At 33.6% G+C, this 23,901-nt stretch carries 17 protein-coding genes and 1 other RNA gene; 11 read left to right on the forward strand and 7 right to left on the reverse strand.

Translation table 11 applies throughout. From position 1 onward, the window contains the following. The first annotated feature begins 4 nt into the window (after window positions 1-4). The 4 genes from HNP25_RS17790 to ssrA all read left to right on the forward strand — a co-directional run bounded on the left by HNP25_RS17790 (window position 5) and on the right by ssrA (window position 1,773). On the forward strand, window positions 5-256 hold the full coding sequence (locus tag HNP25_RS17790; protein WP_184136386.1) for a type II toxin-antitoxin system ParD family antitoxin: 252 nt from the start codon (window positions 5-7) through the stop codon (window positions 254-256). Next, a complete protein-coding gene (locus tag HNP25_RS17795; RefSeq protein ID WP_184136388.1) occupies window positions 249-548 on the forward strand; it encodes a type II toxin-antitoxin system RelE/ParE family toxin in 300 nt (99 codons plus the stop codon). Before HNP25_RS17790 ends, HNP25_RS17795 begins: the two co-directional genes overlap by 8 nt. 91 nt (window positions 549-639) lie before the next feature. Further along, on the forward strand, window positions 640-1,221 hold the full coding sequence (locus tag HNP25_RS17800) for a hypothetical protein (RefSeq protein ID WP_184136390.1): 582 nt from the start codon (window positions 640-642) through the stop codon (window positions 1,219-1,221). A gap of 154 nt (window positions 1,222-1,375) precedes the next feature. After that, window positions 1,376-1,773: a transfer-messenger RNA gene (gene ssrA, locus HNP25_RS17805) on the forward strand. Between the two features lie 869 nt (window positions 1,774-2,642). On the opposite strand, the gene HNP25_RS17810 is transcribed toward ssrA, so the two are convergent. Together HNP25_RS17810 and HNP25_RS17815 are read right to left on the reverse strand one after the other, a co-directional pair. Then, window positions 2,643-4,322 carry a PHP domain-containing protein gene (locus HNP25_RS17810; RefSeq protein ID WP_184136392.1) on the reverse strand — a complete coding sequence of 560 codons (1,680 nt, stop codon included), beginning with the start codon at window positions 4,320-4,322 and terminating at the stop codon, window positions 2,643-2,645. A 12-nt stretch (window positions 4,323-4,334) separates the two neighbouring features. Further along, on the reverse strand, window positions 4,335-4,850 hold the full coding sequence (locus HNP25_RS17815; protein ID WP_184136394.1) for a DUF4494 domain-containing protein: 516 nt from the start codon (window positions 4,848-4,850) through the stop codon (window positions 4,335-4,337). Between the two features lie 545 nt (window positions 4,851-5,395). Here HNP25_RS17815 and fumC point away from each other — a divergent pair. The 4 genes from fumC to HNP25_RS17830 all read left to right on the forward strand — a co-directional run bounded on the left by fumC (window position 5,396) and on the right by HNP25_RS17830 (window position 10,362). Further along, window positions 5,396-6,799 (forward strand): class II fumarate hydratase, encoded by a 1,404-nt coding sequence (fumC, locus tag HNP25_RS17820; protein WP_184136396.1) that lies wholly within the window; start codon window positions 5,396-5,398, stop codon window positions 6,797-6,799. A gap of 904 nt (window positions 6,800-7,703) precedes the next feature. Then, window positions 7,704-7,907, forward strand: a complete 204-nt coding sequence (locus tag HNP25_RS21735) for a hypothetical protein (protein ID WP_221432501.1) — start codon at window positions 7,704-7,706, stop codon at window positions 7,905-7,907. Window positions 7,908-8,224: 317 nt separating this feature from the next. Continuing rightward, entirely contained in the window at window positions 8,225-9,706 is a 1,482-nt protein-coding gene (locus HNP25_RS21740) for an STM2767 family DEAD/DEAH box helicase (RefSeq protein ID WP_409012530.1), read from the forward strand. Next, a complete protein-coding gene (locus HNP25_RS17830; RefSeq protein WP_184136398.1) occupies window positions 9,703-10,362 on the forward strand; it encodes an STM2766 family helicase-associated protein in 660 nt (219 codons plus the stop codon). The genes HNP25_RS21740 and HNP25_RS17830 overlap by 4 nt, the downstream gene beginning before the upstream one ends. Before the next feature lie 168 nt (window positions 10,363-10,530). Here the strand turns inward: HNP25_RS17830 and HNP25_RS17835 are convergent, their stop codons facing one another. Together HNP25_RS17835 and HNP25_RS17840 are read right to left on the reverse strand one after the other, a co-directional pair. Continuing rightward, window positions 10,531-11,292: a LytR/AlgR family response regulator transcription factor gene (locus HNP25_RS17835; RefSeq protein ID WP_184136400.1), complete on the reverse strand. Its 762-nt coding sequence runs from the start codon at window positions 11,290-11,292 to the stop codon at window positions 10,531-10,533. Window positions 11,293-11,517: 225 nt separating this feature from the next. Beyond that, window positions 11,518-13,680: a histidine kinase gene (locus tag HNP25_RS17840; RefSeq protein ID WP_184136402.1), complete on the reverse strand. Its 2,163-nt coding sequence runs from the start codon at window positions 13,678-13,680 to the stop codon at window positions 11,518-11,520. A gap of 425 nt (window positions 13,681-14,105) precedes the next feature. On the opposite strand from HNP25_RS17840, the gene lacZ reads away from it, so the two are divergent. After that, the gene (gene lacZ, locus HNP25_RS17845) at window positions 14,106-17,219 is read left to right on the forward strand and encodes a beta-galactosidase, LacZ type (protein WP_184136404.1); all 3,114 of its coding nucleotides are present in this window, start codon (window positions 14,106-14,108) and stop codon (window positions 17,217-17,219) included. 130 nt (window positions 17,220-17,349) lie between these two features. Here the strand turns inward: lacZ and HNP25_RS17850 are convergent, their stop codons facing one another. The 3 genes from HNP25_RS17850 to HNP25_RS17860 form a co-directional block, all read right to left on the reverse strand. Then, on the reverse strand, window positions 17,350-17,616 hold the full coding sequence (locus tag HNP25_RS17850; protein ID WP_184136406.1) for a VF530 family protein: 267 nt from the start codon (window positions 17,614-17,616) through the stop codon (window positions 17,350-17,352). Window positions 17,617-17,730: 114 nt separating this feature from the next. Beyond that, window positions 17,731-18,657 carry a DUF4249 domain-containing protein gene (locus HNP25_RS17855; protein ID WP_184136408.1) on the reverse strand — a complete coding sequence of 309 codons (927 nt, stop codon included), beginning with the start codon at window positions 18,655-18,657 and terminating at the stop codon, window positions 17,731-17,733. 26 nt (window positions 18,658-18,683) lie between these two features. Further along, the gene (locus HNP25_RS17860; RefSeq protein ID WP_184136410.1) at window positions 18,684-21,080 is read right to left on the reverse strand and encodes a TonB-dependent receptor; all 2,397 of its coding nucleotides are present in this window, start codon (window positions 21,078-21,080) and stop codon (window positions 18,684-18,686) included. A gap of 548 nt (window positions 21,081-21,628) precedes the next feature. Between HNP25_RS17860 and HNP25_RS17865 the strand changes: the two genes are divergently transcribed. Continuing rightward, entirely contained in the window at window positions 21,629-21,835 is a 207-nt protein-coding gene (locus HNP25_RS17865; RefSeq protein WP_184136412.1) for a helix-turn-helix transcriptional regulator, read from the forward strand. Window positions 21,836-21,919: 84 nt separating this feature from the next. Further along, window positions 21,920-23,821: a glucosamine-6-phosphate deaminase gene (nagB, locus tag HNP25_RS17870; RefSeq protein WP_184136414.1), complete on the forward strand. Its 1,902-nt coding sequence runs from the start codon at window positions 21,920-21,922 to the stop codon at window positions 23,819-23,821. Window positions 23,822-23,901: the final 80 nt, after the last annotated feature.

The following is a 23,901-nucleotide window of genomic DNA, read 5'->3' on the forward strand; positions in this document are numbered from 1 at the left end:
AGTTATGGGACGTAACACATCTGTATCATTAGGGACCTACTTTGAAGATTTTGTTGAAAACAAAATTACAGAAGGTCGCTTTAAAAATGCCAGTGAAGTAATCCGTGCTGGACTTCGACTACTTGAAGAAGAAGAAAATAAAATTCAAATTTTGAAAAGGGAAATTCAAGAAGGAATTGATAGTGGATTAGCAAAAAACTTTGATGCAAAAAAGCATTTAGAAACGTTAAAAGCCAATAAAAGAAAAAATGGCTAAATATATTCTAACTAACAAAGCTGTTGAAGACATTTCCAAAATTTGGGATTACACATACGAAGTTTGGTCAGAAAACCAAGCTGACAAATACTACAAACTATTAATTGAAGCTTGTAAGCAAATCGCAGACCAACCAACAATTGGGGAAAATTATAAAAAGATTTCTAACGAAATTTATGGTTTTAGCGTTGGAAAGCATATAGTTTTCTATCGAAGCTTAATCGCTAAAGATGTTGAAATTCTAAGAATTCTGCATGAACGTATGGACTTGAAAAACAAAATAGATGAATGAGAAAAACTCAAACAAAAATATACAAGTGATTTTTCTGAATTAGAAAAACAATAAACTCGTGAAACTTTATTCCTAACTCTTATACTTATCTATGAAAAATCATGAAAAAATTAAAAATACATTGGTAAATGCAGAGGAGGAAAAAGCGTTCAAGTTATTAAAGAGTATTGAAATGGATATAGCAATGTATTCTTCTTCTTTAATTGATTCATTTGTAGTATTAAAACCTTCTCAGGTAAAAAATGATATTGCTCTTTTACTTTCTGATATTAGTAATGAAGACTTTGTACCAATTGTTATCAATGATGTAAAAAAATATCTCAATGGTGAAGACATTGGGACATTAATTTATTCCCTGCTTGATAAAAATATAGGAGATTATATTGTTGACATCATTGGTATTTTATGTAATCTTAATCCTAAAAAGGACAATTTTGAAGCCTTTGAGATGATTCATTTAATCTTGAGGGAGTATGAAGGAAAAGTTTTAAAAAAAGATATAAATACATCTATTCTCTTAATTAACAATACCCTAAAATCAACAGCCCAAAATGAACAGCGATATAACTATGTAAGCTGGTGTTTGAATTGGCTACTGCAAAAAAGAACCATTCTTGAGTTTATCGATAAAATGGAACAAAATCCTGAAATTTCACTGGGTGATTCACACTGATTCTTTACCTGCATTTCTCTAAGAGAATCTACGATTATTTTCTCTGAAAATCTGCGGGTAAAAATATTTTTACCAAAATCTTCAAAAATTATATTATCTTCGCCATCCCAAAGAATGAAACAATTCATTTCATTTGAGGTTCTTTTAATCATTTGGGGGCGACCGGTATTGACAGCTTGTGCAGGTCGGTGGTAAGCACGTCGGGAGTTGGTCTAATCTCCTGTTAAAAATTAGTCCGAACAACAATCGGCAATACTCAGTATGCCATGGCAGCTTAATCCTTAAGGGATTTCGTTTTGGATAGTTATCAACGGAGTTGGAGCTATTCGCCACACCCCACTCGGCTAAACTCTGCCGCTGGGATACGGGGTGTCGAAACGCAGAGTCGAATGTTGTGATTTCTCTAAGCAAACATTTAGTACAAAGAGGATAAGGATAGTTTAAGGTCCGGCTTGAACCCTGCCTATCTCGAAAAAATAATCAAGACTAAACGTGAAGAAAGCTATCGAGTTCCTTGTCTGGACGAGAGTTCGAATCTCTCCGTCTCCACTCCTTAAACCGCTTATACAATGTGTATGAGCGGTTTTTGTTTTATGTCCCTTTCCCTATTCTTCCTAAAATATTCTATTTATTATACTCATTGTTGCAATTGTCTTCCTGAGAATTTTTCTAAAAAGAACGCTTATGTTTCTAGTTTACTCGGAACATTTTCTGGTAAGCAACGAAGTTTTTCTTATCTACTTTACTATTTTTCTTATAGGAAAAAATCTTTCGCTTATACACTTTATAATTTTTCCTATAAGAAAATGGCTTCGACTATACATTTTATAGTTTTCCTTATACGAAAAAATATTTCGCTTATACACTTTATAGTTTTTCCTACAAGAAAAAATCCTTTAACGATTTACTTTATAGTTTTTCCTACAAGAAAAAGTCTTTCGCTTATACTCTTTACATTTTTTCCAATAAGAAAAAGTCTTTCGACTATACATTTTACAATTTATCCTACAAGAAAAAATCTTTTGCTTATACACTTTACAATTTTTCCTGTAAGAAAAATTTGGATAATTATAAAGAATAAAACAAAGAAAAATAGACTAGGCTTATTGCAAATAAAGCCTCTACTTTAATAAATTGTTGACAGCTTTAAACATGAGTCATCCCGAATTTTTTCTTTGAATAATGAGGTTTAGGACAATTTGAACGGTTTTTATATTTATTATTGTATAGTCCTTACTTTTCTTGTCTTGAAACAAGAAAAGTAACAAAAGAAATTCAAGAATTCCTAAACTCGCTTCGCTCAAACAGTAGGAATTCATTACCCATCAATCATAAAAAAGCGGTCAAAACTATTTTTTTGACCGCTTTTTTATGATTTTAAAATTCGGGATGACTCATGTTTTATCAATTATCTTAAAGATTTACTTTTTAAAATACATTTCAATTTCTTGAAGATTCAAGGCATTGAATGTCATTTCCTTAGTTAAACCTCCTTTACGAGCTACGGCAACACCATAGTGCATATCAAAATATCCATCTTTTTCGTGTGCGTCTGGATTGATAGACAACTTTACGCCTTTTTCTAAAGCATATTGAATCCATCGCCAATCTAAATCTAAACGATAGGGACTGGCATTGATTTCAATGATTACATTATTGGCAGCACAAGCATCTATCATCTTTTTATAATCGACGGGATAACCTGCTCTTGATAATAATAATCTTCCAGTCGGATGTCCGAGTATCGTTGTATAAGGATTTTCTATCGCTCCAATGATTCTTGACATGGCTTTTTCTTCTGTCATTTTCAGATTTTGATGAATGGAAGCCACGATATAATCAAAACTTTTCAAGACATCTTCTGGATAATCTAAAGAACCGTCGCCTAAAATATCAGATTCTATTCCTTTTAGTATTTTAAAAGGTCTGTCTGTCATCAACGAATAAGCTTGATTTAATTTATCAATTTCTGCATGTTGCTCATAAACTCTTTCTTCCGAAAGTCCTTTGGCATAAGAAGCAGTTTTTGAATGGTCGGCAATTCCCAAATATTCAAAGCCTAATTCTCTGCAATAATCCGCCATTTCTTTTAAAGAATGTTTACCATCTGAATAAGTAGAGTGATTATGCAAAATACCTTTGAGTCCATCCCAAGTAATTAATTCCTCATTTTGATGTTTTTGTACCCAATCAAATTCAAAATTACCTTCTCTCATTTCTGGAATGATATAAGGAATATTTACGCTTGCATAAATGGCTTCTTCCGAATCAAAAACTTGTTTCTGAACAGTCCTTAAAATATTTTGACTTGCCAAATGCTTGGGCGAAGCAGAGTAAATAAATACTTGGTTGATAAACTGAGCAGGCGAACAAATCAATACTTCAATTTCTATGGCTTTTCCTTCAAAATGTCCACGCCAAGCAAAAGGAGAGGAGGCTTTTTCGTCTTGTTGTAAGGTCGGTAATGAATTGATAAGCTTTTGAACTTCCCAAGGTTTATCATGCCCAACTACTAATTGAATCTTTTCTACAATTTCATTTTTGCGTCTGACATCACCAACGATAGATACTTGTTCAAAAGATTTTTCTAATTCATCAAATAAAATTTCTGCCAATTCTTCGCCTTTTTCCATGCGAAGTTTCCCAGCGTTTGATTGTGCGTACAAAATAGATTCTTTGATGGTATTTTGAATTTTATCTCCAAAACCTTTCAATTTGGCTACTTCGCCATTTTCACAAGCCAAAAGCAATTCACGAGTATCAGTAATATTGAGTTCCTGCCAAATTGTGCGTACTTTTTTTGGGCCAATGCCTTTGATATTGAGCATATCCAATACTCCTTCGGGCGTGCGAGCAAGTAATTCTGTTAATTCTTGCGTAGTACCCGTTTGTCGGATTTCATCAATTTTTCCAGCAATACTTTTCCCAACACTTGGCAAAGTAGCCAACTGAGCTACCGACATATTCAATAAATCTTCGGTAGTTTTATCCAAAGCACGCACTGCAAAACCAAGATTTTTGATTTTGAATTCGTTTTCGTCGTGTAATTCAAGCAGCTTTACCGATAGTTCAAGTAAGGCGACAATTTCTTCGTTATTCATTGCTGATTCAATTTATTGATTCGCTTCTTCTGATAATTTGGTTTCTTGTTCAGCCAAAACCTCCGCTACTGGTCTAAAATTTCCTTTTTTTAGTAGTTCATTTTCAGGAACATAAGGACATACTTCTAAAATTGTTGTGATATTAATGTCCGTAATCAAGTAATCGCCCAAACTACCTAAGTTTTTCACCAAAGCATCATACACTTCTTTAGGATTCTCAGCATTAATCAACATCATGTGTGGTACTTTCTTTTCTTTCTGTGTTTTTTCGTCGAAAGTAATGTATTGTACTTTTGCTTTATACCAAATTTCCGAGCCGTTTTCTTCAAAGAAAACTTCGCTGAGTTTCATTTTAGCTAAATTAATCAACTGAAAATCAGGTGTATTACTTGCTACTACTTCAAACATTCTTGCTTCTGCTTCTGTATAAGAAACTGCATCAACTAAGTATGCTTCATTAATTGTTTTTAAAGAACCCGCTTCGTCTTCACGTTGGTAACGTATTTTACCTAAATACCAAGTTGCCATGTTTTGTTGTTTTATTATGAACAACCTCACCCCCCTGCCCCCCTCTCCTGTTGAGAGGAGGATTTTGGATGTCAAAGCTCCCCTCTCAACAGGAGAGGGGCTGGGGGGGTGAGGTTTATTTCTATTTGATACTTTCTCCTGTAAATTTTACAATTCCACAAAACTATCAAGACTTATGCAGGAATACAATTGCAAAGAGATAAGTTCTTGCAATAATTGTTTTTGGGCTTTCGGTCTTCGGTATTCGACTTTCGGATTTGGGGTTTTGGATTTCAGATGTCAGCTTTCGGCTATCGGATTACGATCATCAGTAAAGTAAAAAGCTTAAAATCTAAAACCTGAAGACTGACAACCGAAATCCGACGACCGAAATCCGAAAGCCAACATCACAAAAACTGACCTTCATCATTTTACCACAAAAAAATCAAAAAAACATCCTACGTTTCCTTTTCATTTCTACCTTTGCAGTCAAGTTTAAACGGCGAATAAACTTGTGAAGTCTAAGCAAGTTTATTTACTCATTTTCATATTTTCAAAAGGTAGAAATGGAATACAGAATAGAAAAAGACACGATGGGCAAGGTACAAGTGCCTGCCAATGTTTACTGGGGAGCTCAAACGCAACGTTCAATTATGAACTTTCCGATTGCTCAAGACATCAACAAGATGCCAAAAGAAATTATCCGTGCGTTTGCCTATTTGAAAAAAGCGGCAGCTATCACTAATTTTGAAGCAGGTGTTTTGGCAGAAGATAAGAAAAACCTTATCGGACAAGTATGTGATGAAATCTTGGAAGGAAAGTTAGACGACCAATTCCCATTGGTAGTTTGGCAAACTGGTTCGGGAACGCAATCAAACATGAACTGTAATGAAGTCGTGGCTTACAGAGCGCACGTAATTAACGGTGGGAACTTGTTAGATGAAACAAAATACGTTCACCCGAATGATGATGTAAACAAATCGCAGTCGTCTAACGATACTTTCCCAACTGCCATGCACATTGCGGCATATAAAATCTTGGTAGAAGTAACGATTCCGGGAATCACCAAATTACGTAATACTTTAGACGCAAAAGCAAAAGAATTTAAGAATGTTGTAAAGATTGGTCGTACTCACTTTATGGATGCTACGCCTTTAACTTTAGGACAAGAATTCTCTGGTTATGTTTCTCAACTTGACCACGGTTTGCGTGCTATCAACAATACTTTAGCTCACCTTTCAGAATTAGCTTTGGGTGGTACAGCAGTAGGAACAGGTATCAATACGCCAAAAGGATATTCTGAAAATGTAGCAAAACACATTGCAGCTTTGACAGGCTTACCTTTTGTAACGGCAGAAAATAAATTTGAAGCATTAGCGGCACACGATGCTATCGTAGAAGCACACGGAGCTTTGAAAACAGTTGCGGTTAGCTTAATGAAAATCGGTAACGACGTGCGTATGCTTTCTTCTGGCCCACGTTCGGGTATTGGTGAAATTTATATTCCAGATAACGAGCCGGGTTCGTCAATTATGCCGGGAAAAGTAAACCCTACACAATGCGAAGCCATGACAATGGTGTCGGCACAAGTAATGGGTAACGATGTAACGATTGGTATCGGTGGTTCGATGGGACACTTTGAATTAAACGTGTTTAAACCAGTAATGATTTTCAACTTCTTACATTCAGCTCGTTTGATTGGCGATGTTTGTGTGGCGTTTAATGATAAATGTGCAGAAGGTATTCAGCCATTACACGAAAATATCAAGAAACACGTAAACAATTCATTGATGTTGGTAACGGCATTGAATACAAAGATTGGTTACTATAAATCAGCAGAAATTGCACAGACTGCCCATAAAAATGGCTCAACGTTAAAAGAAACTGCTATCGCTTTAGGTTACTTAACAGCGGAGGAATTCGATGCTTGGGTAAAACCAGAAGATATGGTTGGCGATATTAATGTGTAGTAGCTGTTAGCTATGAGCTTTGAGGTACTGTCTTAAAATCCTATTGCCATTGCTCGTGTCTCTATTGCCGTTGCTCGTGTCTCCACGAGCGATATTGCGGAGTAATTCCAAATTATAAAAAATCCCCTTTACAGCGATGTAAAGGGGATTTTTGTTTTATGAAATTACAATTAAGAAACGACTATTTACAGTCAAGAAAATGCTACTGACAATGGAGAAACGACTGTTTGCAGTTAAGAAAAGGTTACTTACAATTGAGAAACGATTACTTACATTAAAGAAAAGGCTATTTACAATTGAGAAATGACTATTTACATTGAAAAAAGGGCTATTTACAATTAAGAAATGACTACTTATATTTAAGAAACAACCATCTACATTGAAGAAATGACTGCTAATAATTAAGAAACAACCATCTACATTAAAGAAATGACTGCTAATAATTAAGAAACAACCATCTACATTAAAGAAATGACTGCTAATAATTAAGAAATGACTATCTACATTGGAGAAATGAATAATTATAGTTGAGAAACAGCCATCTACATAAAAGAGAAAAACATCTACATTGAAGAAAAAGAGCATTACAAACACGAAAAGACAAGATTCTTTTATGTTTTAGTTTTGACAAATTTTGAAAATTTGTCAAAACTTGTTATGTCAATAATCACCACAAAATTAACCTTTAACGACATTATTCTGAGACAAAATACCGTTTAATAAGTTTTTAGGAAATAAATTAAGGCTAATTTTCTGTATTGTGATAGGAAATTCTAAATAGTATAGAAATTTAAATTATAATTTTCTATAACTTGTCCCCTTTATAACAATACTAAATACTAATATTTAATAATCTAAAACGATGCAACCAAACTTATCTATAAATATATAATATAAACTAAAAATGGAAAAGAATATATTGTACTTTCAGGTTGAAGAAAGTGAATTAAATAGTAATATCACAAAGGAAATAAAAACCTATTCTGTAAATAATCCTAATGAACAACTTTATATAATTAATGCACCGCTTGGAGAAAAAAATATACTTACTCATATCAAAAAAATGCCATTGTTATTCTATCACCTAAGCACAAAATTATATTCATAGATCTGCAAGGTGACACATCAAAATTTGAAGAATTTTACGATGATTTTATTGAAGACTTAAATTCAATTTCAGATAAATTCAATTATAAAAATCATATTGGAAGACCTCGAGATTGGAAAAGAAATAACACTATTAAGATATACAATACCAACTTAATATCAATTCAGGAATTATTAAATGATAACCGCTTAGAATCTTTACAGTCTCAAAGAATAAGTGAATTATTAATTTCCTTACTGATAGGAAGTATAAATGATATTGATAAAGTTGGGGCTGAAGTTCCTGAAACTATTTTAGAAAAAGTAAAGAAAAATATAATTCTTTTTGATGGAGAACAAACTAGGTTTATATATAAAGAATTTAATAAAAAAACTGTAGCCATTCAAGGTTTATCTGGAACAGGAAAAACAGAACTGCTATTACATAAATTAAAAGAACTATATACTCTTGATGATTCAAGTAAAATATATTTTACTTGCCACAATATAGCATTAGCCAATAATCTAAGAGAAAGAGTCCCTTCTTTTTTTAACTTTATGAAAGTCGAAAAGCAAATTGAATGGCATAAACGTTTATGGATATCACATGCTTGGGGTTCTGGCAATAATCCTAATTCTGGTTTTTATAGTTTTTTATGTAGCTTCTACAATATACCATTTCTTAGATATAGTATAATTAATGATTATAAAAAAATATTTAGTGTCGCACTAAACCATATTAATTCAATAAAAGAAGAGAATTTTAAATTTGCATTCGACTATATTTTAATTGATGAAAGGCAAGACTTTCCATCTGTATTTTTTGAACTTTGTGAAAAAATCGCAAAAAATAAAGTTTATATTGCAGGGGACATTTTTCAAGATATTTTTGAAAATACAAAAGATACTGAATTAGAAGTAGATATTGTTCTAAATAGATGTTACAGAACTGACCCTAGAACTTTGATGTTTGCACATGGAATAAGTCTTGGACTATTTGAGAAAAAGAAATTAAACTGGTTTACGGATAATTATTGGAATGCTATTGGATACAATATAAAAAGGCTAGCAAAAAGAGAGATTCATTTATTTAGAGAACCTATAAGAAGGTTTGAAAATCTAAAAACTGAAGAATTTGAAAGTGTTATCATCGACCCTTCCGTAACTCCTAACAACGTAATTAAAATAATTAAGGAACTAAAGCAAAAGCATAAAGACTTAAAACCAGATGATATAGCAATAATTATTTTAGAAGATGGCAAAAATGTATTTGATTATATTGATAGTTTAAGTTCTTCAATTGAAGCAATCCTAAAATGTAATGTAAACAGAGCACATGAAAATAAAAATAAAATCCCTAATTCAATATACATATCAAATCCTAACAATATAAAAGGATTAGAATTTCCATTTGTAATCTGTATAACAGCTTCAATTAAAAACAATTACAGATATAGAAACATACTCTATACAATGCTAACAAGGTCTTTCATTCAGTCTTATTTACTTGTGAAAAATTTAGAAGGAATAAGTGATAATAAGAATGGGTTGAAAATAATTAATGAAAGAAATTATATACAAACGATAGAGCCAGATGAAGATGAAAAGAAAGAAATTGAAAATAAGTTAACAACTTTTATCCAAAATAATACAAATATTTCTTACGAGGATTTCGTAGACAATATACTTAATGAACTTAAAATTGAAAAAAAATATTGGAAAAAATTTAGAGAGGCCTTATTCCATACAGATTTTGACAAATTTGACAAACAAAAAACAATAAAATTCATAAATGCAAACAAAGAGTTTTACGGAGCATGAAAACAGCCTTCCAAATTGAAATCAATATTGTTTCAAGAGCAATTTTTTTTCCCAAGGAAAGAATAAAAACAAAACTTCAAGTAGTTGAAATACTACTTGAAGCATGTAGATACATTTTATACAATGAAAAAAAAGAAAATGTTAAATCAGATAATAAAATTATTGTCCAAAAAAATAAGATGAATCGCTTATTTTTTGTCGGTGATTCAAAAATGTATTCTATCTACTTTCCTTTTAACCTACACTATGAAGACGGTATAGAAATTAAAATAAACTATAAAAATTTAATAGATATTGATTCCTATACGATTTCTAATCTACTTAGCATTATCAAAAATCCAGCTATTTTAAGTGAAAACTGTCTTGATTTTTTAGATCCAATACTAGATTTTGAAAATCAAGACAATTATTGGAGCATACTTAGAGATTTACTTTTTTCAGAAGATGGCTATATAAGATATGACAAAGATGAGCAAGGTTATAAAAAAGCAAAAAATAGCAATCAAGAACATCACCATCCTCTACATCATTTAGACATATTTTATACAAATCATGTAACATTCAAATTAGGTCTTGAAAAAGAAATCTTTGAGATTGAATTGATTGATACTCTTGACAGAAACACAAATTGTAAATATCTCAAAGCTTTTCATTAATATTTAGTCTTCTCATATATTATTTTCCCAAGCTCTTCCAAGCTTATAAACTTGGAAGTTCCCATAAAAATCTGTCTCAGACTGATTTTTATGGTTATTACGATTCTTAGACTACGTAAAGCGTGGAAAAAGTAAATCCGAAATCCGATAACCCAAATCCCGAAATCCCTAAATCTCCATCAATCGCTTTAAATTATCGTGGAAAGAAACGCCTGTTTCTAATTTGCTTCGTTTTTGGTCTTGCATTACTACCAAGTATTTGCCGTTGAAATGTCTTTCTAATTCTTTTATTCTGGTAGCATTGACAATACACGAGCGACTGATTCTGATAAAGCTGTCGGGTAGTTTTTCGCTAAGGTTGGCAATGGTATAATTGGTAATATGTTGTTTTCCATCGACAGTATTTAAAAATACATACTTATCATCTGCCTGAAAAAAGGCGATTTCGTGGAAAGCAATGATTAAAATTTTATCGCCATTCTTTACAGAAATAGAATGAATTTCTTTTTTAGGTTTTAGCAATTCCGAAATAGATTGAATACTCTCGGAAGAAAGTTTTAACGATTGGTTTTCTGTAAATTTCAGCAGTTTTTGTACCGTTTTATCCAACCTTGATTTTTCGATAGGCTTCAATAAATAATCAATAGAATTTTCTTCAAAAGCCTTCATCGCAAATTGGTCGAAGGCAGTGACAAAAATTACAATCGGCATATAAGTAAGCTTTGCCAACATTTCAAAACCCGAAAGAATGGGCATTTCGATGTCTAAGAAAATTAAATCAGGCTTTAAATCTTCGATGATTTCCAAGCCCTCTTGTCCGTTCAAAGCCTCGCCAATGATGTCGAAAGTATCGTCATAATCTTTCAAAAGTCTTCGCATTCGACTAATTGAAATCGGTTCGTCGTCTATGAGTATGGTTTTGTATTGCATTTCTAAGTGATTGGTGATTAGTAATTGGTGATTAGATTTTTTAAATTGAGAGTTAATAAATTATTTGTGTTAATTTTTTCAATAGTGGACTTAAGTCCACTCCTATTGAAAAAATAAGATGATTTTCGCCAATGTATGTATCTTCAAGAGTAATTAGTTTTATTAAAATTAATTTGGTTAAGTGTTAATGTAAATAAAAACTAATCACTAATTACCAATCACTAATCACTTCATAATCAAAATCATCACCACCTTCTCTGGCTGATTTTTAATATCAATGGTTGCTTTATCGCCGTAAACAATTTTTAGTTTTTCTTTAATACTTCGTAAACCAAAGCCTCCGCCAAAGGATTCGCCAAAATCTGGGCCGTTATCGTGGATTTTTATTAAAATATTTTGTTCTTCTTCGGTAATCTTAACAGAAATAATTCCTGCACTGGCAATTTTTGAAATACCATGTTTGATAGCGTTTTCTACCAGAGGTTGTAACAAAAATCGAGGAATTTTTTCTTCCAAAATACTTTCTTCACAATCAATGGAATAGGTTAAACGATGTCCAAAACGTACTTCTTCAATGGTTAAGTAAGCTTTAATGATTTCTAACTCATCTGCCAAAGTATGAAAATTCTCTTCGGTGCGTCCTGTTGTGTAGCGAAACAATTTTGATAATTGAATCGTCATTTCTTCGGCTTTATCAGGTTTATCATGAATCAATCCTGCAATGCTATTCAAAGAATTATACAAAAAATGCGGATTGATTCGAGCTTCTAAAGCATCTAATTGTGCTTTAGATTTTAGTTTTTCTAAATTCAATAATTGATACTCCTGTTCTGAAATTTTGCGAGTAATACTTCGTGTTTTGAGCCAATAAAAAAGATAAGCCCAACTAATCAATACAGGAAGAATAAAGTAAAAATAAAAAGCTGCCGTTTTGTTAAGCTCCCACAAATTATTGCCTATATCTTGCCAAATAAGCGTTGAATGAAAAAGATTACCAAAAAGTAAAGAACAGCCCATTAAAGGGAAAATCTTCACCCAATCAATAGGAATTCTATTTTCTATAAAGTTTAAAAAAACATAAATCGCTGCACAGGAAGCTAAAGCACTCATTAAAGTTAGGTAGAAAATATTTTGATAAATATTGGTAAAATCAATGGGTAGATGACTGATTTTTAAGGTAAAAAAAATAACACAAGTAAAAGCGTAACCCACCAACAAACAAAAAACAACACTAAAATAAATATCATACGAAGGCTTTAACACAAATTCGTGTTCATTTTTATCAAAAGGTTTATTGGCGACTGGTGGTTTTATTTTGGAAAAATTAGGGCTTTTTTTTTCCTCGTTTTGCTGAAATACTTCTTTCGGAGTATTTGGCTTATTGGGTTGATAAGTATTACTAAAAATACTGTTTGTAATATCAATTTTGCCTGCTAAGGTTTTAATAGTTACGTTTGCTCCACCGCCATTCAATTTTCCTCTGATACTTTGCTTGGTTTGATAACCCGAAAAATCAGTAAACATGGGCGTATAAACTCGACTGGCGGAGGCTTCTAAATCCATTGGTTGTTCGAGCGGAAGAGCAATTTTAATATTTCCACCTGCGGTATCAAACCATGCGTACTGATTGATTTCATTTACTTCTGCTTTGATATTTCCGCCTTTGGTGCTTGCTCCGATATTTCCATTTACATTTTTCAAGTAAATGTTTCCTCCAGCAGTATTACACTCTAAAAAGCCATTCACATTAAAAGCTTCGATATTTCCGCCCCAACTTGAACAATGAATTTCGCCTTCGTGGTTTTGGATATACATATTTCCGCCTTTGGTATCAATGTTAATATCTGCTTTATTGGCAGCCACAAAGATGTTTCCACCCATTGTTGAAGCGTTGATTTTACCTTCGCATTCTAACAAATGGATTTTTCCACCCATTGTTTTGCCTTCAACATTTCCTTTGGTTTGTTCGGCAGAAATATCTCCGCCCCAAGTAGAAAAAGCATGATTACCTTCCAGTTTTTTCAAAGCAACTTTTCCGCCATACGTTTTTGAATAACTATTTACCGTAGCAGGCAAGTAAATTCTGAAAGAAGTAGTCTGGAAATTAAACCAATTATAGACGTTAAAATAATCGGGTTTTGAAGAAATCATCAGCGTATCGTCCACAACGTTCATCAATAAATTGTGTGTGTCGAAATCAAATTCCAACAAAGGATCTTTGATGATAAAAAAAGTAAACACACTTCTCACAGTAGCAAATACTTCTACTTTGATGCTGTTTTCTTCATGTCCAATCAATTCGATATTGCCAGAGAAATTTTTGAGATGAAGATTCTTTATGCCTTCAACTTCATACGTCTTTGTGATGACAGGTTTGATATAGTCCATAGTTATTATCGGAAAAAGCACAAGCACAATTTTCAGTATTTACAAAGAGTACTTGATGCTAGTTTAAATTTAATGAATCGTTATTTTAAAACCATCACTTTTGAAATTTGAGCTAATCAATTCAAAATTCTTTGTTGTGATTTCTGATTCAAAACAATCAAAGATTACTTCATTTTGAAAAGTAATTCCGACAAATCCAGTTTTAGTCAGGATGAAATTTGTTTTTTGAAGGATAAAGAATTTTATAACATCATTCATTTAAACTGCTTCAATGAACAAGAAAATATTAGAATAATAATATTTATCGAAAAAATGGAGTATAAAAGCATACTTCCTTGCATCTAATAAATATAAGCACTTTGGCTAAACCTTTTTTAGGAAATGAAATCATAAATAATAATAAATAAAATAACTAGACAAAATAAATGAAAAAACTATTGTTGTTAAGTGTATTGATTGCTCATGCAAGTTTCTCACAAAGTAATAATCCTTGGGAAAATCCTGCTTTAGTAGATATACACAAAGAGCCAGCCCATACCGATTTTATGGTTTATGAGAACAAACAAACGGCACTTGAAAATGATTATGCAAAATCTCCTTTTTATCAATCTTTAAACGGTACTTGGAAATTTAATTTTGCTCCTTCTATCGAAAAAAGTCCTAAAAACTTCTTTGCAAGCAATTTAGACGACAGTCAATGGAATGATTTAAAAGTACCTTCAAACTGGGAACGCAAAGGTTTTGGAACGCCGATTTATACCAATATTATTTATCCATATCCTAAAAATCCGCCATTTATTGGTGGCGACAATCCCGTAGGAAGCTACCGCAGAAATTTCACTGTGCCAAGTACTTGGGATGGTCGTGAAATTTTATTGCATTTCGGTTCAATCACTGGCTATGCCGTTGTGTACGTAAACGGCAAAGAAGTTGGCATGACGAAAGTATCAAAATCGCCAGCCGAATTTGATATTACGCCTTATTTACAAAAAGGAAATAATTTATTGGCAGTACAAGTATATCGTTGGCATGATGGAAGTTATCTTGAAGACCAAGATTTTTGGCGTTTGTCGGGTATCGAACGTGATGTATTTATGTACGCTTTGCCCAAAACAAGTCTTTGGGACTTTTTCTTGAAAGCTGATTTAGATAAAAATTATATCGACGGCTTGTTCAGTGCTTCCATTTCGCTTCGCAAGTTTGGTGAAAGTAACATTCAAGCAGGAACAGTATTAGCTGAAATTCAGGATAAAGCTGGAAAGACGATTTTCTCGAAACAAGTAGCGGTAAAACCTAATACTTTAGCCGTAAATATCGACGGAAAAATCGCTAATCCAGCTAAATGGAGTGCAGAATTTCCAAATTTATACGATTGTATTTTGACTTTGAAAGATACAAAAGGCAATGTTTTGGGAATTACCAGTACAAAAATTGGTTTCAGGAAAATTGAAATCAAAAATGCTCAATTAATGGTAAATGGTGTACCTACTTTGGTACATGGAGTAAATCGCCATGAACACGACCCTGTGGAAGGACACGTGCCAAACCGTGAATTGATGTTGAAAGATATTCAATTGATGAAACAATTTAATATCAATTCAGTACGAAACAGCCATTATCCAAACGACCCTTATTGGTATAAACTCTGTGATGAGTATGGATTGTATGTAGTTGATGAAGCCAATATCGAAACACACGCAATGGGTGCAGAATGGCAAGGAAAATTTGACCAATCGAAACATCCTGCTTATTTGCCACTTTGGGCTGATGTACATAAAGACCGTACTGTTCGTTTGTTTGAGCGTGATAAAAACCATCCTTCGGTAATTATTTGGTCTTTAGGAAATGAATGTGGTAATGGGCCAGTTTTTTATGAAACTTATAAATGGTTGAAAGAAAAAGATTCAACTCGCCCAGTACAATCAGAACAAGCAGGTGAAAATGCCAATACTGACATCGTTTGTCCGATGTATCCAGAAATTGGCTTAATGGTATCTTATGCTAAAGATGCTACTAAAACTAGACCTTTTATCATGTGCGAGTACTCGCACGCTATGGGAAATAGTAATGGTAATTTTCAAGAATATTGGGATATTATTGCTAGTTCAAAACATATGCAAGGCGGTTTTATTTGGGACTGGGTTGACCAAGGAATGCAAACCACTACTACAGACGGAAGACCATTTTTTGCCTACGGTGGCGATTTAGGAGGATATTATCTACAAAATGACGAAAACTTCTGTGCCAATGGCGTTGTAGCTGCCGACCGTACGCCACATCCCGGTTTATTTGAAGTAAAAAAGGTATATCAGTCGATTTTATTCAAGAAAAAAGACCTTGCTAAAGGCGATATTATTGTTCAAAATGTTTTTGATTTTACCAATTTAGATACTTATCAATTCAAATGGATTTTATTGAAAAATGGGGTAGCTCAAAAAGAAGGAGATTTTACAGTTTCACTTGCTCCAAAGCAAGAAAAAGAAATTCACTTGCCAATTCCTGCCATTGATAACCAAGCAGAATATACCCTTTCGGTATTTGCTTTTACAAAAATAGAAAGTCCTTTAGTGCCAGTTGGACATGAAGTGGCTCGTGAACAATTTGTGTTGAGCGAACAATCGTATTTTGATATTGCTGCCAAATCACCAGTAAAAGCTGGCGTACAAATTACTCGTGAACAAAACAAAATACGTTTTACAGCTGGAAATATTACTGGTGAATTTGATACAAGAAGAGGACGTTGGACAAAATATGCGTTGAATTCGGGCAAAGAGTTTATCAATCAATTCCCTGAACCATATTTTTGGAGAGCTGCTACTGACAATGATTTTGGAAACGAAATGGGAACAGATTTAGGGATTTGGAGAAATGCACATGTAAACAAAACTTTGAAAAAAGTAGAAGTTGGCGAGCAACAAGCTGACGGAAGTTTACAAATCACGGTCAATTATGAGCTTTCAGGTATCAATGTTCCTTATTCAACGGTTTATCAAATTCAAGGAGATGGTTCAGTAAAAGTAACGGCAACGATGGATATGGGCGAACGTAATTTGCCAGAACTTCCTCGTTTTGGGATGAGATTACAGTTGAATAAAGCTACTAATCAGTTAAGTTATTACGGACGTGGTCCTTTAGAAAATTACAGCGACCGTAAAACGGCTTCTTTCTTGGGCGTTTATGAAGAAGTAGCTCCCAAAACTATCGTAAGTAATTATATTCGTCCACAAGAACATGGTTATCATACCGATACTCGTTGGTTGAAAGTTGTAAACGAACAAGGTCAGGGCTTGCAAATAGAAGCTCCAAAAGAATTCTGTTTTAGTTTGTTACCATTCAAAGCAGAAGATTTAGACCCAGGTAATACGAAAAAACAACAACACCCGACAGATATAAAGATTCGTGATGAAAATACTTTACACATTGACTTAAATCAGCGTGGTGTTGGTGGTGATAACAGTTGGGGAGAATTACCTCACAAACCGTACAGAATGTTGGATAAAAAATACTCGTACAGTTATGTGATTAAATTGATTAATTAGACTTTAGGACTTTAGGACTTTAGGACTTTAGGACTTTAGGACTTTAGGAACAAAAAAAATCCCGAAAGTGAATGGTTCACTTTCGGGATTTTTATGTTTGAGTATTTTATGAAGCTGAAAATCTAATTGCTCAAATCTCATTGCTTTTAGCCGCATTAAGCTTTTCAGCTTTAGCAATGTCTCTTAAACTTTTCATGTAAAGTAATTCTACTTTCGTTCTTGCCCAAGGTGTTTTTCTGAGAAAAGACAAACTTGATTTTACGTTTGGGTCATAATTAAAACAACGAATATTGATTAATTCTCCTAATTTTTCCCAACCGTAATAAGCCACCAAATGGTTCACGATATTTTCTAAGGTTACTCCATGTAATGGATTATTTTTTTGTTTGGTTTCCATATTCTTATTTTTGGTCTGCTATCGGCTATCAGTCGTCGGGTTTCAGTAATTGTAAAAACAACCGAAAGCTTATAGCCGAAAGCCGACGACTGAAAGCCATATTAAGCTACAAATCTAATCATTAAATTCTTTCACTGCTTTATTTTTATCTATCGTTACTTCAAATGAAGTAACGGCAGAAGTTCCAAACCAACCCGCAGCTTTCTTTTTTGAGCTTGAATTAACATTAATCACATTACAAGGAATTCTAGCCGCAGGTGTAGCAAACAAGCCTGAATTATTTAATTCTGTTCGCAACTGTGTCCAAAAATCAAAATGGGCTTCTGTAATAGAACTTAGTTCTACCTTCAATTTATCATTTTCAGCATATAATTCTGGAGAAATAGCACGACGAAGTGGTAAAATAAACATCAGTCCATCGCCAACACTACTTTTATTCAAAAGTGCATCATAAGCAATAACAATATTTTCTGCTCCGCTGAACAACTTTCCATTTTTATATACTTTTACACGATAGCAGTCCCCTACTCCCACAAAGTCTTTAGCATAAAAATTAGCATCGTAGCCTTCCTTGGGTTTGTCATCACCTGTTTGATTTAAGTTAGGACTATCTTCATACTTATAAACGATAGAATCAATTTTAGGAACTCTTTTCAATTCTGATACTGCTTGAAAGGTCTCTCCTTCTGCTTCTATTTTTAGAGTATAAGTTTTACCGATAGTACCCATTTTTTCTGTAGTACTCGCAGGAGACCAAACATACTTTCCTTCGTTTTTTAAGTCTTTAAACTCATAAACTTTTCCCGTATTATCGGTTACTTTGACTACAGCGTTTGTAATAGCTCTTGGCGTTGTGCTACTACTCAATAAAGCTTGAGATTCACTCAATTTAATAACTTGTTCGCCAGCAGCATCTGTTATTGTTCCTTCTATTACCAAATACTTTTCAGTTTCAGGAACATTTAAGTTTATGACATCCTCACAACTCATCAGTGACATGCCAATAAATAAGGAAAATATAGTTTTAATAATTGATTTCATGATTGATACTTTTAAAATTTCGTTATTTAGAATTTAAAATTGTACGTTACTGATGGAATAAATGAACCAATAATTGATAAACGTACAGCTTCATTCTGAACGACACCCACTTGCGACTGTGCCGATTCTTCTTTTGGTCTTGTATAAATTGAGAATGGATTTCTGCGATTATATAAATTGTACACAGAAAAAACCCATTCTGATTCGCCTTTTCCGAATAGTGCTTTTTTATTCTTTTTAGTCGCTGATATATCCAAACGATGATAAGATGGCACTCTCACGTTTCCTCTTACGCCATTATCAGTTATCCCAATCGGCAAGCCTTCATAGTAGCCTTGTGCTTTTCCTAAAGAATACGGAACACCTGAAATATAAGCAAAGTTGGCACCGAAACTCCATTTTTTATTGACTTCGTATTGAGCCACAACATTCAAAGTATGAGTACGGTCATAACGATTCGGATACCAATCACTATTATTCAATCCTTCTACCAAACGCTCTGTTCTTGCCAAAGTATAACTTACCCAACCTGTCAATTTACCTTTGTTTTTCTTCCCGTATAATTCTAAACCGTAAGCACGACCTTTTCCAAACATCAAATCTTTTTCAAATTCAGGATTCAAAAACAAATCTGAACGGTCGGCATAATCAATCTGGTTCTGTAAATCTTTGTAATATACTTCTACTGAAGTTTCATATTCATTCTCTCCGAGGTTTTTGAAAAAGCCCAAAGCAACTTGATCAATTAATTGAGGCTTGATATTATTAGTACTTGATGTCCAAACATCTAATGGCGTTGATGCCGCAGTATTTGACATTAAGTGAATATATTGAGCCATTCGGTTATAGCTTGCTTTAATAGAACTGCTCTCGCTAGTTTCCAATTTCATGCTAAATCTTGGCTCAAAGTTCTGATAACTTTGTAATACTTTATTCGGGTCGTTTGGTTTGGTGTTGATGTCATAACCAGAAGGAAATTCATCAGAAATTCCAACTTTTACTCTTTCATAATATACATCTTCTTTGCTGGTATAATCATATCTTGAAAAACGAATACCATATTGTAAAGATAATTTTGAAGAAACTTTCATTTCATTTCCTACATAAGCAGAATACTCTACCGCATTTTTAGGAGCAGAACCAAAAGTACGCTTATCTCCGTTTGAACTTGCTGTTGCCGAACCTGGCGTAAAATCATAATTCAATACTTGTCCACCAAAAGTCAAAGTATTTTCAGGATTGATATAATAAGTAAAATCAGGTTTGAAACTTAGATTTTCGATATTAGAAGTCCATCTGAAAGCATTATTAGGGCGTTTGTTAGCTAAATCAGAATCCAGTAAGTAATCGTAATTACTGTAAAAAGCCGTGGCATTCAAGAATAACTTCGAGCTAAATACATGGTTCCAACGAGCAGAAAGTGTACTGTTACCCCAGTTAAAGCCAAAGTCATTTCCAAAAACATCTCTACCAAAATAACCAGAAAGGAAAACTGTATTATTTTGATTGATGTTATAATTTACTTTGGCTGTTAAATCATAAAAACTGAATTTTGAATCGGCATTATCTCCCGTTAAAAATGGCTTTGCCAAAACATCAATATAAGAACGACGAGCCGCTACAATAAACGAAGCTTTGTCTTTTACAATAGGTGCTTCAATTGAAAGTCGGCTGAATATTGCTCCAATACCTCCATTAATTTCAAGCTTTTTGGCATTCCCTTCTTTCATTTTTACATCTAGAATTGATGCCCCACGTCCACCATATTGAGCAGGGATTCCACCTTTGATGAGCTTCACATCCTTCACAGCATCTGGATTAAAAATAGAAAAGAAACCGAAAAGGTGCGAAGAATTATACACTGGAGCATCATCCAAAAGAATCAAGTTTTGGTCAACTCCACCTCCACGCACGTTGAAACCACTTGCACCTTCGCCAACGGTAGAAACACCCGGCAATAACTGAATAGCACGCACCAAATCTACCTCGCCTAACAAAGCAGGGATTTTCTTGATGGTCTTCATGTCTATTTTATTGACAGACATTTCTATCGCCTGAACGTTGTCGTCTTCACGTTTAGCATTCACAACAACTTCTGCTAATTCCTGACCATCTTCTTGCACCTCTACGTTCAAAGTAACATTTTGGTCGATTAATTTGATGTCTTTAATCGATTTACGATAGCCAACTGAGCTAATTATTAACGAGTAATTGCCTTTAGGAAGTGTTAAAGAATAAAAACCGTAGGTATTTGTGGTAGTACCTGTCATTAATTCCTTTACAAAAATGGATGCGCCAATCAAGCCTTCGCCATTTTTATTATCTTTTATGTAGCCACTGACAGTTAATTTATCAGACTGGGCAAACATTTCAAACGGTAAAATTAAGAGTATCAGTAAGGATTTTCGAATAAGGTTTATCATAGACTGAAATTGGAAATGTGAAATTTAATATTTGGATATATGTTAGTACTTTTGAAACGCAAGAAATCAATTTTAGTTTTTAGTTTTGAAAGTATTAAAATTTAGTCTTCTTTTTAGAATTTCAAGGAAATACTAAAACACAAATTTCTGATTTACTTCTCATTATAAAAAAACATTCAACTATTCTCTAGAAATTATCAATTTTATCGTAAAGAAACGCTGCATAAATTCTCTTTAATTTATTTTAGAAACGCTTACAAACTCATAAAAATATCGCTTTTCAAAAAGGTTTTATAAAAGAATAGCTAAACCAATTCATTTGAATAATACAAAATTACTTCTCTTTATGAAGAAAGAAGCAGAAGTATATGATGAGTGGCAATTTATTTATTCTGACAGCCAAAAGAAGCTCTACCCCTACACATAATGATAAATTAACAAAAGCAATTAATTAATTTAACATATCGGAAACATATTGCCGAACAATACTTTTAATTTCAAATAATAATTGTATCTTTGCAAAAATATCAGTAAAATAATTCTGAAATATGAATCTCGAACAATTAGGCAGTGTTATCCGTGAGAGAAGAAATACTCTTTCTCTTAGCCAAGAAAACCTTAGTGAAAAAAGTGATGTTGCTATCAAAACCATTCACTCAATCGAATTAGGTAAGGCTAACCCATCAATAAAAACACTTAATAAAATCTTGGATAATCTAGGGTTAGAGGTAATTGTAGTTAGTAGAAAGGAATAAAATTATTATCATTATTAGTGTTTTTAACACGAAACAAGCCATAAAATATCATACAAATCTTTCTAATTTTCAAATTGATTTAACATGGAACAAGCCATTAGTTACGAACGTATTCCAACTATTATTTATGCTGATTCTGATGCTGCATCTCGGGCAATTGCTCATGAAATTGCTGGCATTATTCGTCAAAAAAGTATTGAAGGCAAACCCGCAGTTTTAGGTTTAGCTACGGGTTCTTCTCCTAAAAAAGTTTATGCGGAGCTTATCAGAATGCACCGTGAAGAAGGTCTAAGTTTCCAGAATGTAGTTACTTACAACCTTGATGAGTACTATCCGATGCAACCAGATTCTGTACAGAGTTATGTACGTTTCATGCGTGAACAACTTTTTGACCATGTTGATATTCCTTCAGGTAACTGGCATTTACCAGACGGAACTTTGCCGCTCGAAAAATTAGCAGAGTTCTGTAAAGATTATGAAGCACAAATTGAAAGATACGGAGGTCTAGATTTTCAATTACTGGGTATCGGTAGAAACGGACATATCGGTTTTAATGAACCGGGTTCGTTGATTAACTCAAGAACTCGTTTGATGACACTTGATTTAACTACCCAAATTGATGCCGCTGGCGATTTTGGTGGTTTAGCAAAAGTTTCAAAGAAAGCTATCACAATGGGTGTCCAAAAAATCATGGAAGCCAAACGTGTAGTTTTATTAGCTTGGGGTGAACACAAAGCAACCAACGTTGCTCGTGCTGTTGAAGGCTCTGTAAGTTCAGATGTTCCAGCATCATATTTACAATTGCATGAAAATGCTAGTTTCGTTATTGATACTTCGGCTGCTTCGCAATTGACAAGATTGAGAACGCCTTGGATGGTGGACGCTGTGAATTGGGACAGACCAATGATTAAAAAAGCCGTTATTCATTTAGCATTGACAGTTAATAAACCTGTTTTAAAATTGACCAATTCAGATTATAACGAAAATGGTCTTTCAGATTTATTGGCTTTATACGGACAAGCTTACGATATCAACATTGAAGTTTTCAATTATTTACAACATAGTATTACTGGCTGGCCAGGAGGAAAACCAAATGCGGATGACTCTAACCGACCAGAACGTGCTTATCCAGCTAGAAAGAAAGTAATTATTTTCAGTCCACATCCAGACGACGATATTATTTCAATGGGTGGTACTTTCCAACGTTTGCATGACCAAGGTCATGATGTACATATAGCCTACCAGACTTCTGGAAATATTGCCGTTGCCGATGATGAAGCATTGCGTTTTGCTGAATTTGTGGTTGATTTCAATGAAAGATTTGAAGCAAATAATGCAAAAGCTAACCGTATTTATCGTGAAGCAGCTAAATTCTTAAAAGCGAAAAAAGACTCTGAAATTGATACACCAGAAGTACGTTATATCAAAGGTTTGATTCGTAGAGGTGAAGCCAAAAATACTTGCCGCTACGTAGGCATCAAAAAAGAAAATATTCACTTTTTGGATATGCCTTTTTATGAAACGGGCACTGTTCAGAAAAATCCAATTGGCGAAGCAGACGTAGAAATTGTATTGAATTTGATTGAAGAAATTCAACCACATCAAATCTATGCCGCTGGCGATTTAGCCGACCCACATGGCACACACAAAGTATGTTTGGACGCTATCATTCAGGCAGCACAGAAATTGAAACACCGTGAGTACATGAACAATTGTTGGATTTGGTTGTATAAAGGTGCTTGGCAAGAATGGGATATCGACCAAATCGAAATGGCTGTACCGATGTCACCCGACCAAGTATTGAAGAAACGTTATGGTATTTTCAAACACCAATCACAAAAAGATGGTGTTCCTTTCCAAGGTTCTGACGACCGTGAATTCTGGCAACGTGCTGAAGATAGAAACAGTAACACTGCCAAACTTTATAACAAACTAGGTTTAGCAGAATACGAAGCAATGGAAGCTTTCGTAAGATGGAAGTTTTAATATTAAAATTCATCAGTAAAAGGTTGGCAAATTCATTTTGTCAACCTTTTTATTTTTATATCGAAGCCTCGATAAATTTT

This window comes from Arcicella rosea (assembly GCF_014204325.1).
Classification (GTDB): Bacteria; Bacteroidota; Bacteroidia; order Cytophagales; family Spirosomataceae; genus Arcicella; species Arcicella rosea_A.

Coding starts and splice junctions, on each gene's coding strand:
- HNP25_RS17790 (WP_184136386.1), top strand. CDS start 5: ATGGGACGTAACACATCTGTATCATTAGGGACCTACTTTGAAGATTTT.
- HNP25_RS17795 (WP_184136388.1), top strand. CDS start 249: ATGGCTAAATATATTCTAACTAACAAAGCTGTTGAAGACATTTCCAAA.
- HNP25_RS17800 (WP_184136390.1), top strand. CDS start 640: ATGAAAAATCATGAAAAAATTAAAAATACATTGGTAAATGCAGAGGAG.
- HNP25_RS17810 (WP_184136392.1), bottom strand. CDS start 4,322: ATGAATAACGAAGAAATTGTCGCCTTACTTGAACTATCGGTAAAGCTG.
- HNP25_RS17815 (WP_184136394.1), bottom strand. CDS start 4,850: ATGGCAACTTGGTATTTAGGTAAAATACGTTACCAACGTGAAGACGAA.
- fumC (WP_184136396.1), top strand. CDS start 5,396: ATGGAATACAGAATAGAAAAAGACACGATGGGCAAGGTACAAGTGCCT.
- HNP25_RS21735 (WP_221432501.1), top strand. CDS start 7,704: ATGGAAAAGAATATATTGTACTTTCAGGTTGAAGAAAGTGAATTAAAT.
- HNP25_RS17830 (WP_184136398.1), top strand. CDS start 9,703: ATGAAAACAGCCTTCCAAATTGAAATCAATATTGTTTCAAGAGCAATT.
- HNP25_RS17835 (WP_184136400.1), bottom strand. CDS start 11,292: ATGCAATACAAAACCATACTCATAGACGACGAACCGATTTCAATTAGT.
- HNP25_RS17840 (WP_184136402.1), bottom strand. CDS start 13,680: ATGGACTATATCAAACCTGTCATCACAAAGACGTATGAAGTTGAAGGC.
- lacZ (WP_184136404.1), top strand. CDS start 14,106: ATGAAAAAACTATTGTTGTTAAGTGTATTGATTGCTCATGCAAGTTTC.
- HNP25_RS17850 (WP_184136406.1), bottom strand. CDS start 17,616: ATGGAAACCAAACAAAAAAATAATCCATTACATGGAGTAACCTTAGAA.
- HNP25_RS17855 (WP_184136408.1), bottom strand. CDS start 18,657: ATGAAATCAATTATTAAAACTATATTTTCCTTATTTATTGGCATGTCA.
- HNP25_RS17860 (WP_184136410.1), bottom strand. CDS start 21,080: ATGATAAACCTTATTCGAAAATCCTTACTGATACTCTTAATTTTACCG.
- HNP25_RS17865 (WP_184136412.1), top strand. CDS start 21,629: ATGAATCTCGAACAATTAGGCAGTGTTATCCGTGAGAGAAGAAATACT.
- nagB (WP_184136414.1), top strand. CDS start 21,920: ATGGAACAAGCCATTAGTTACGAACGTATTCCAACTATTATTTATGCT.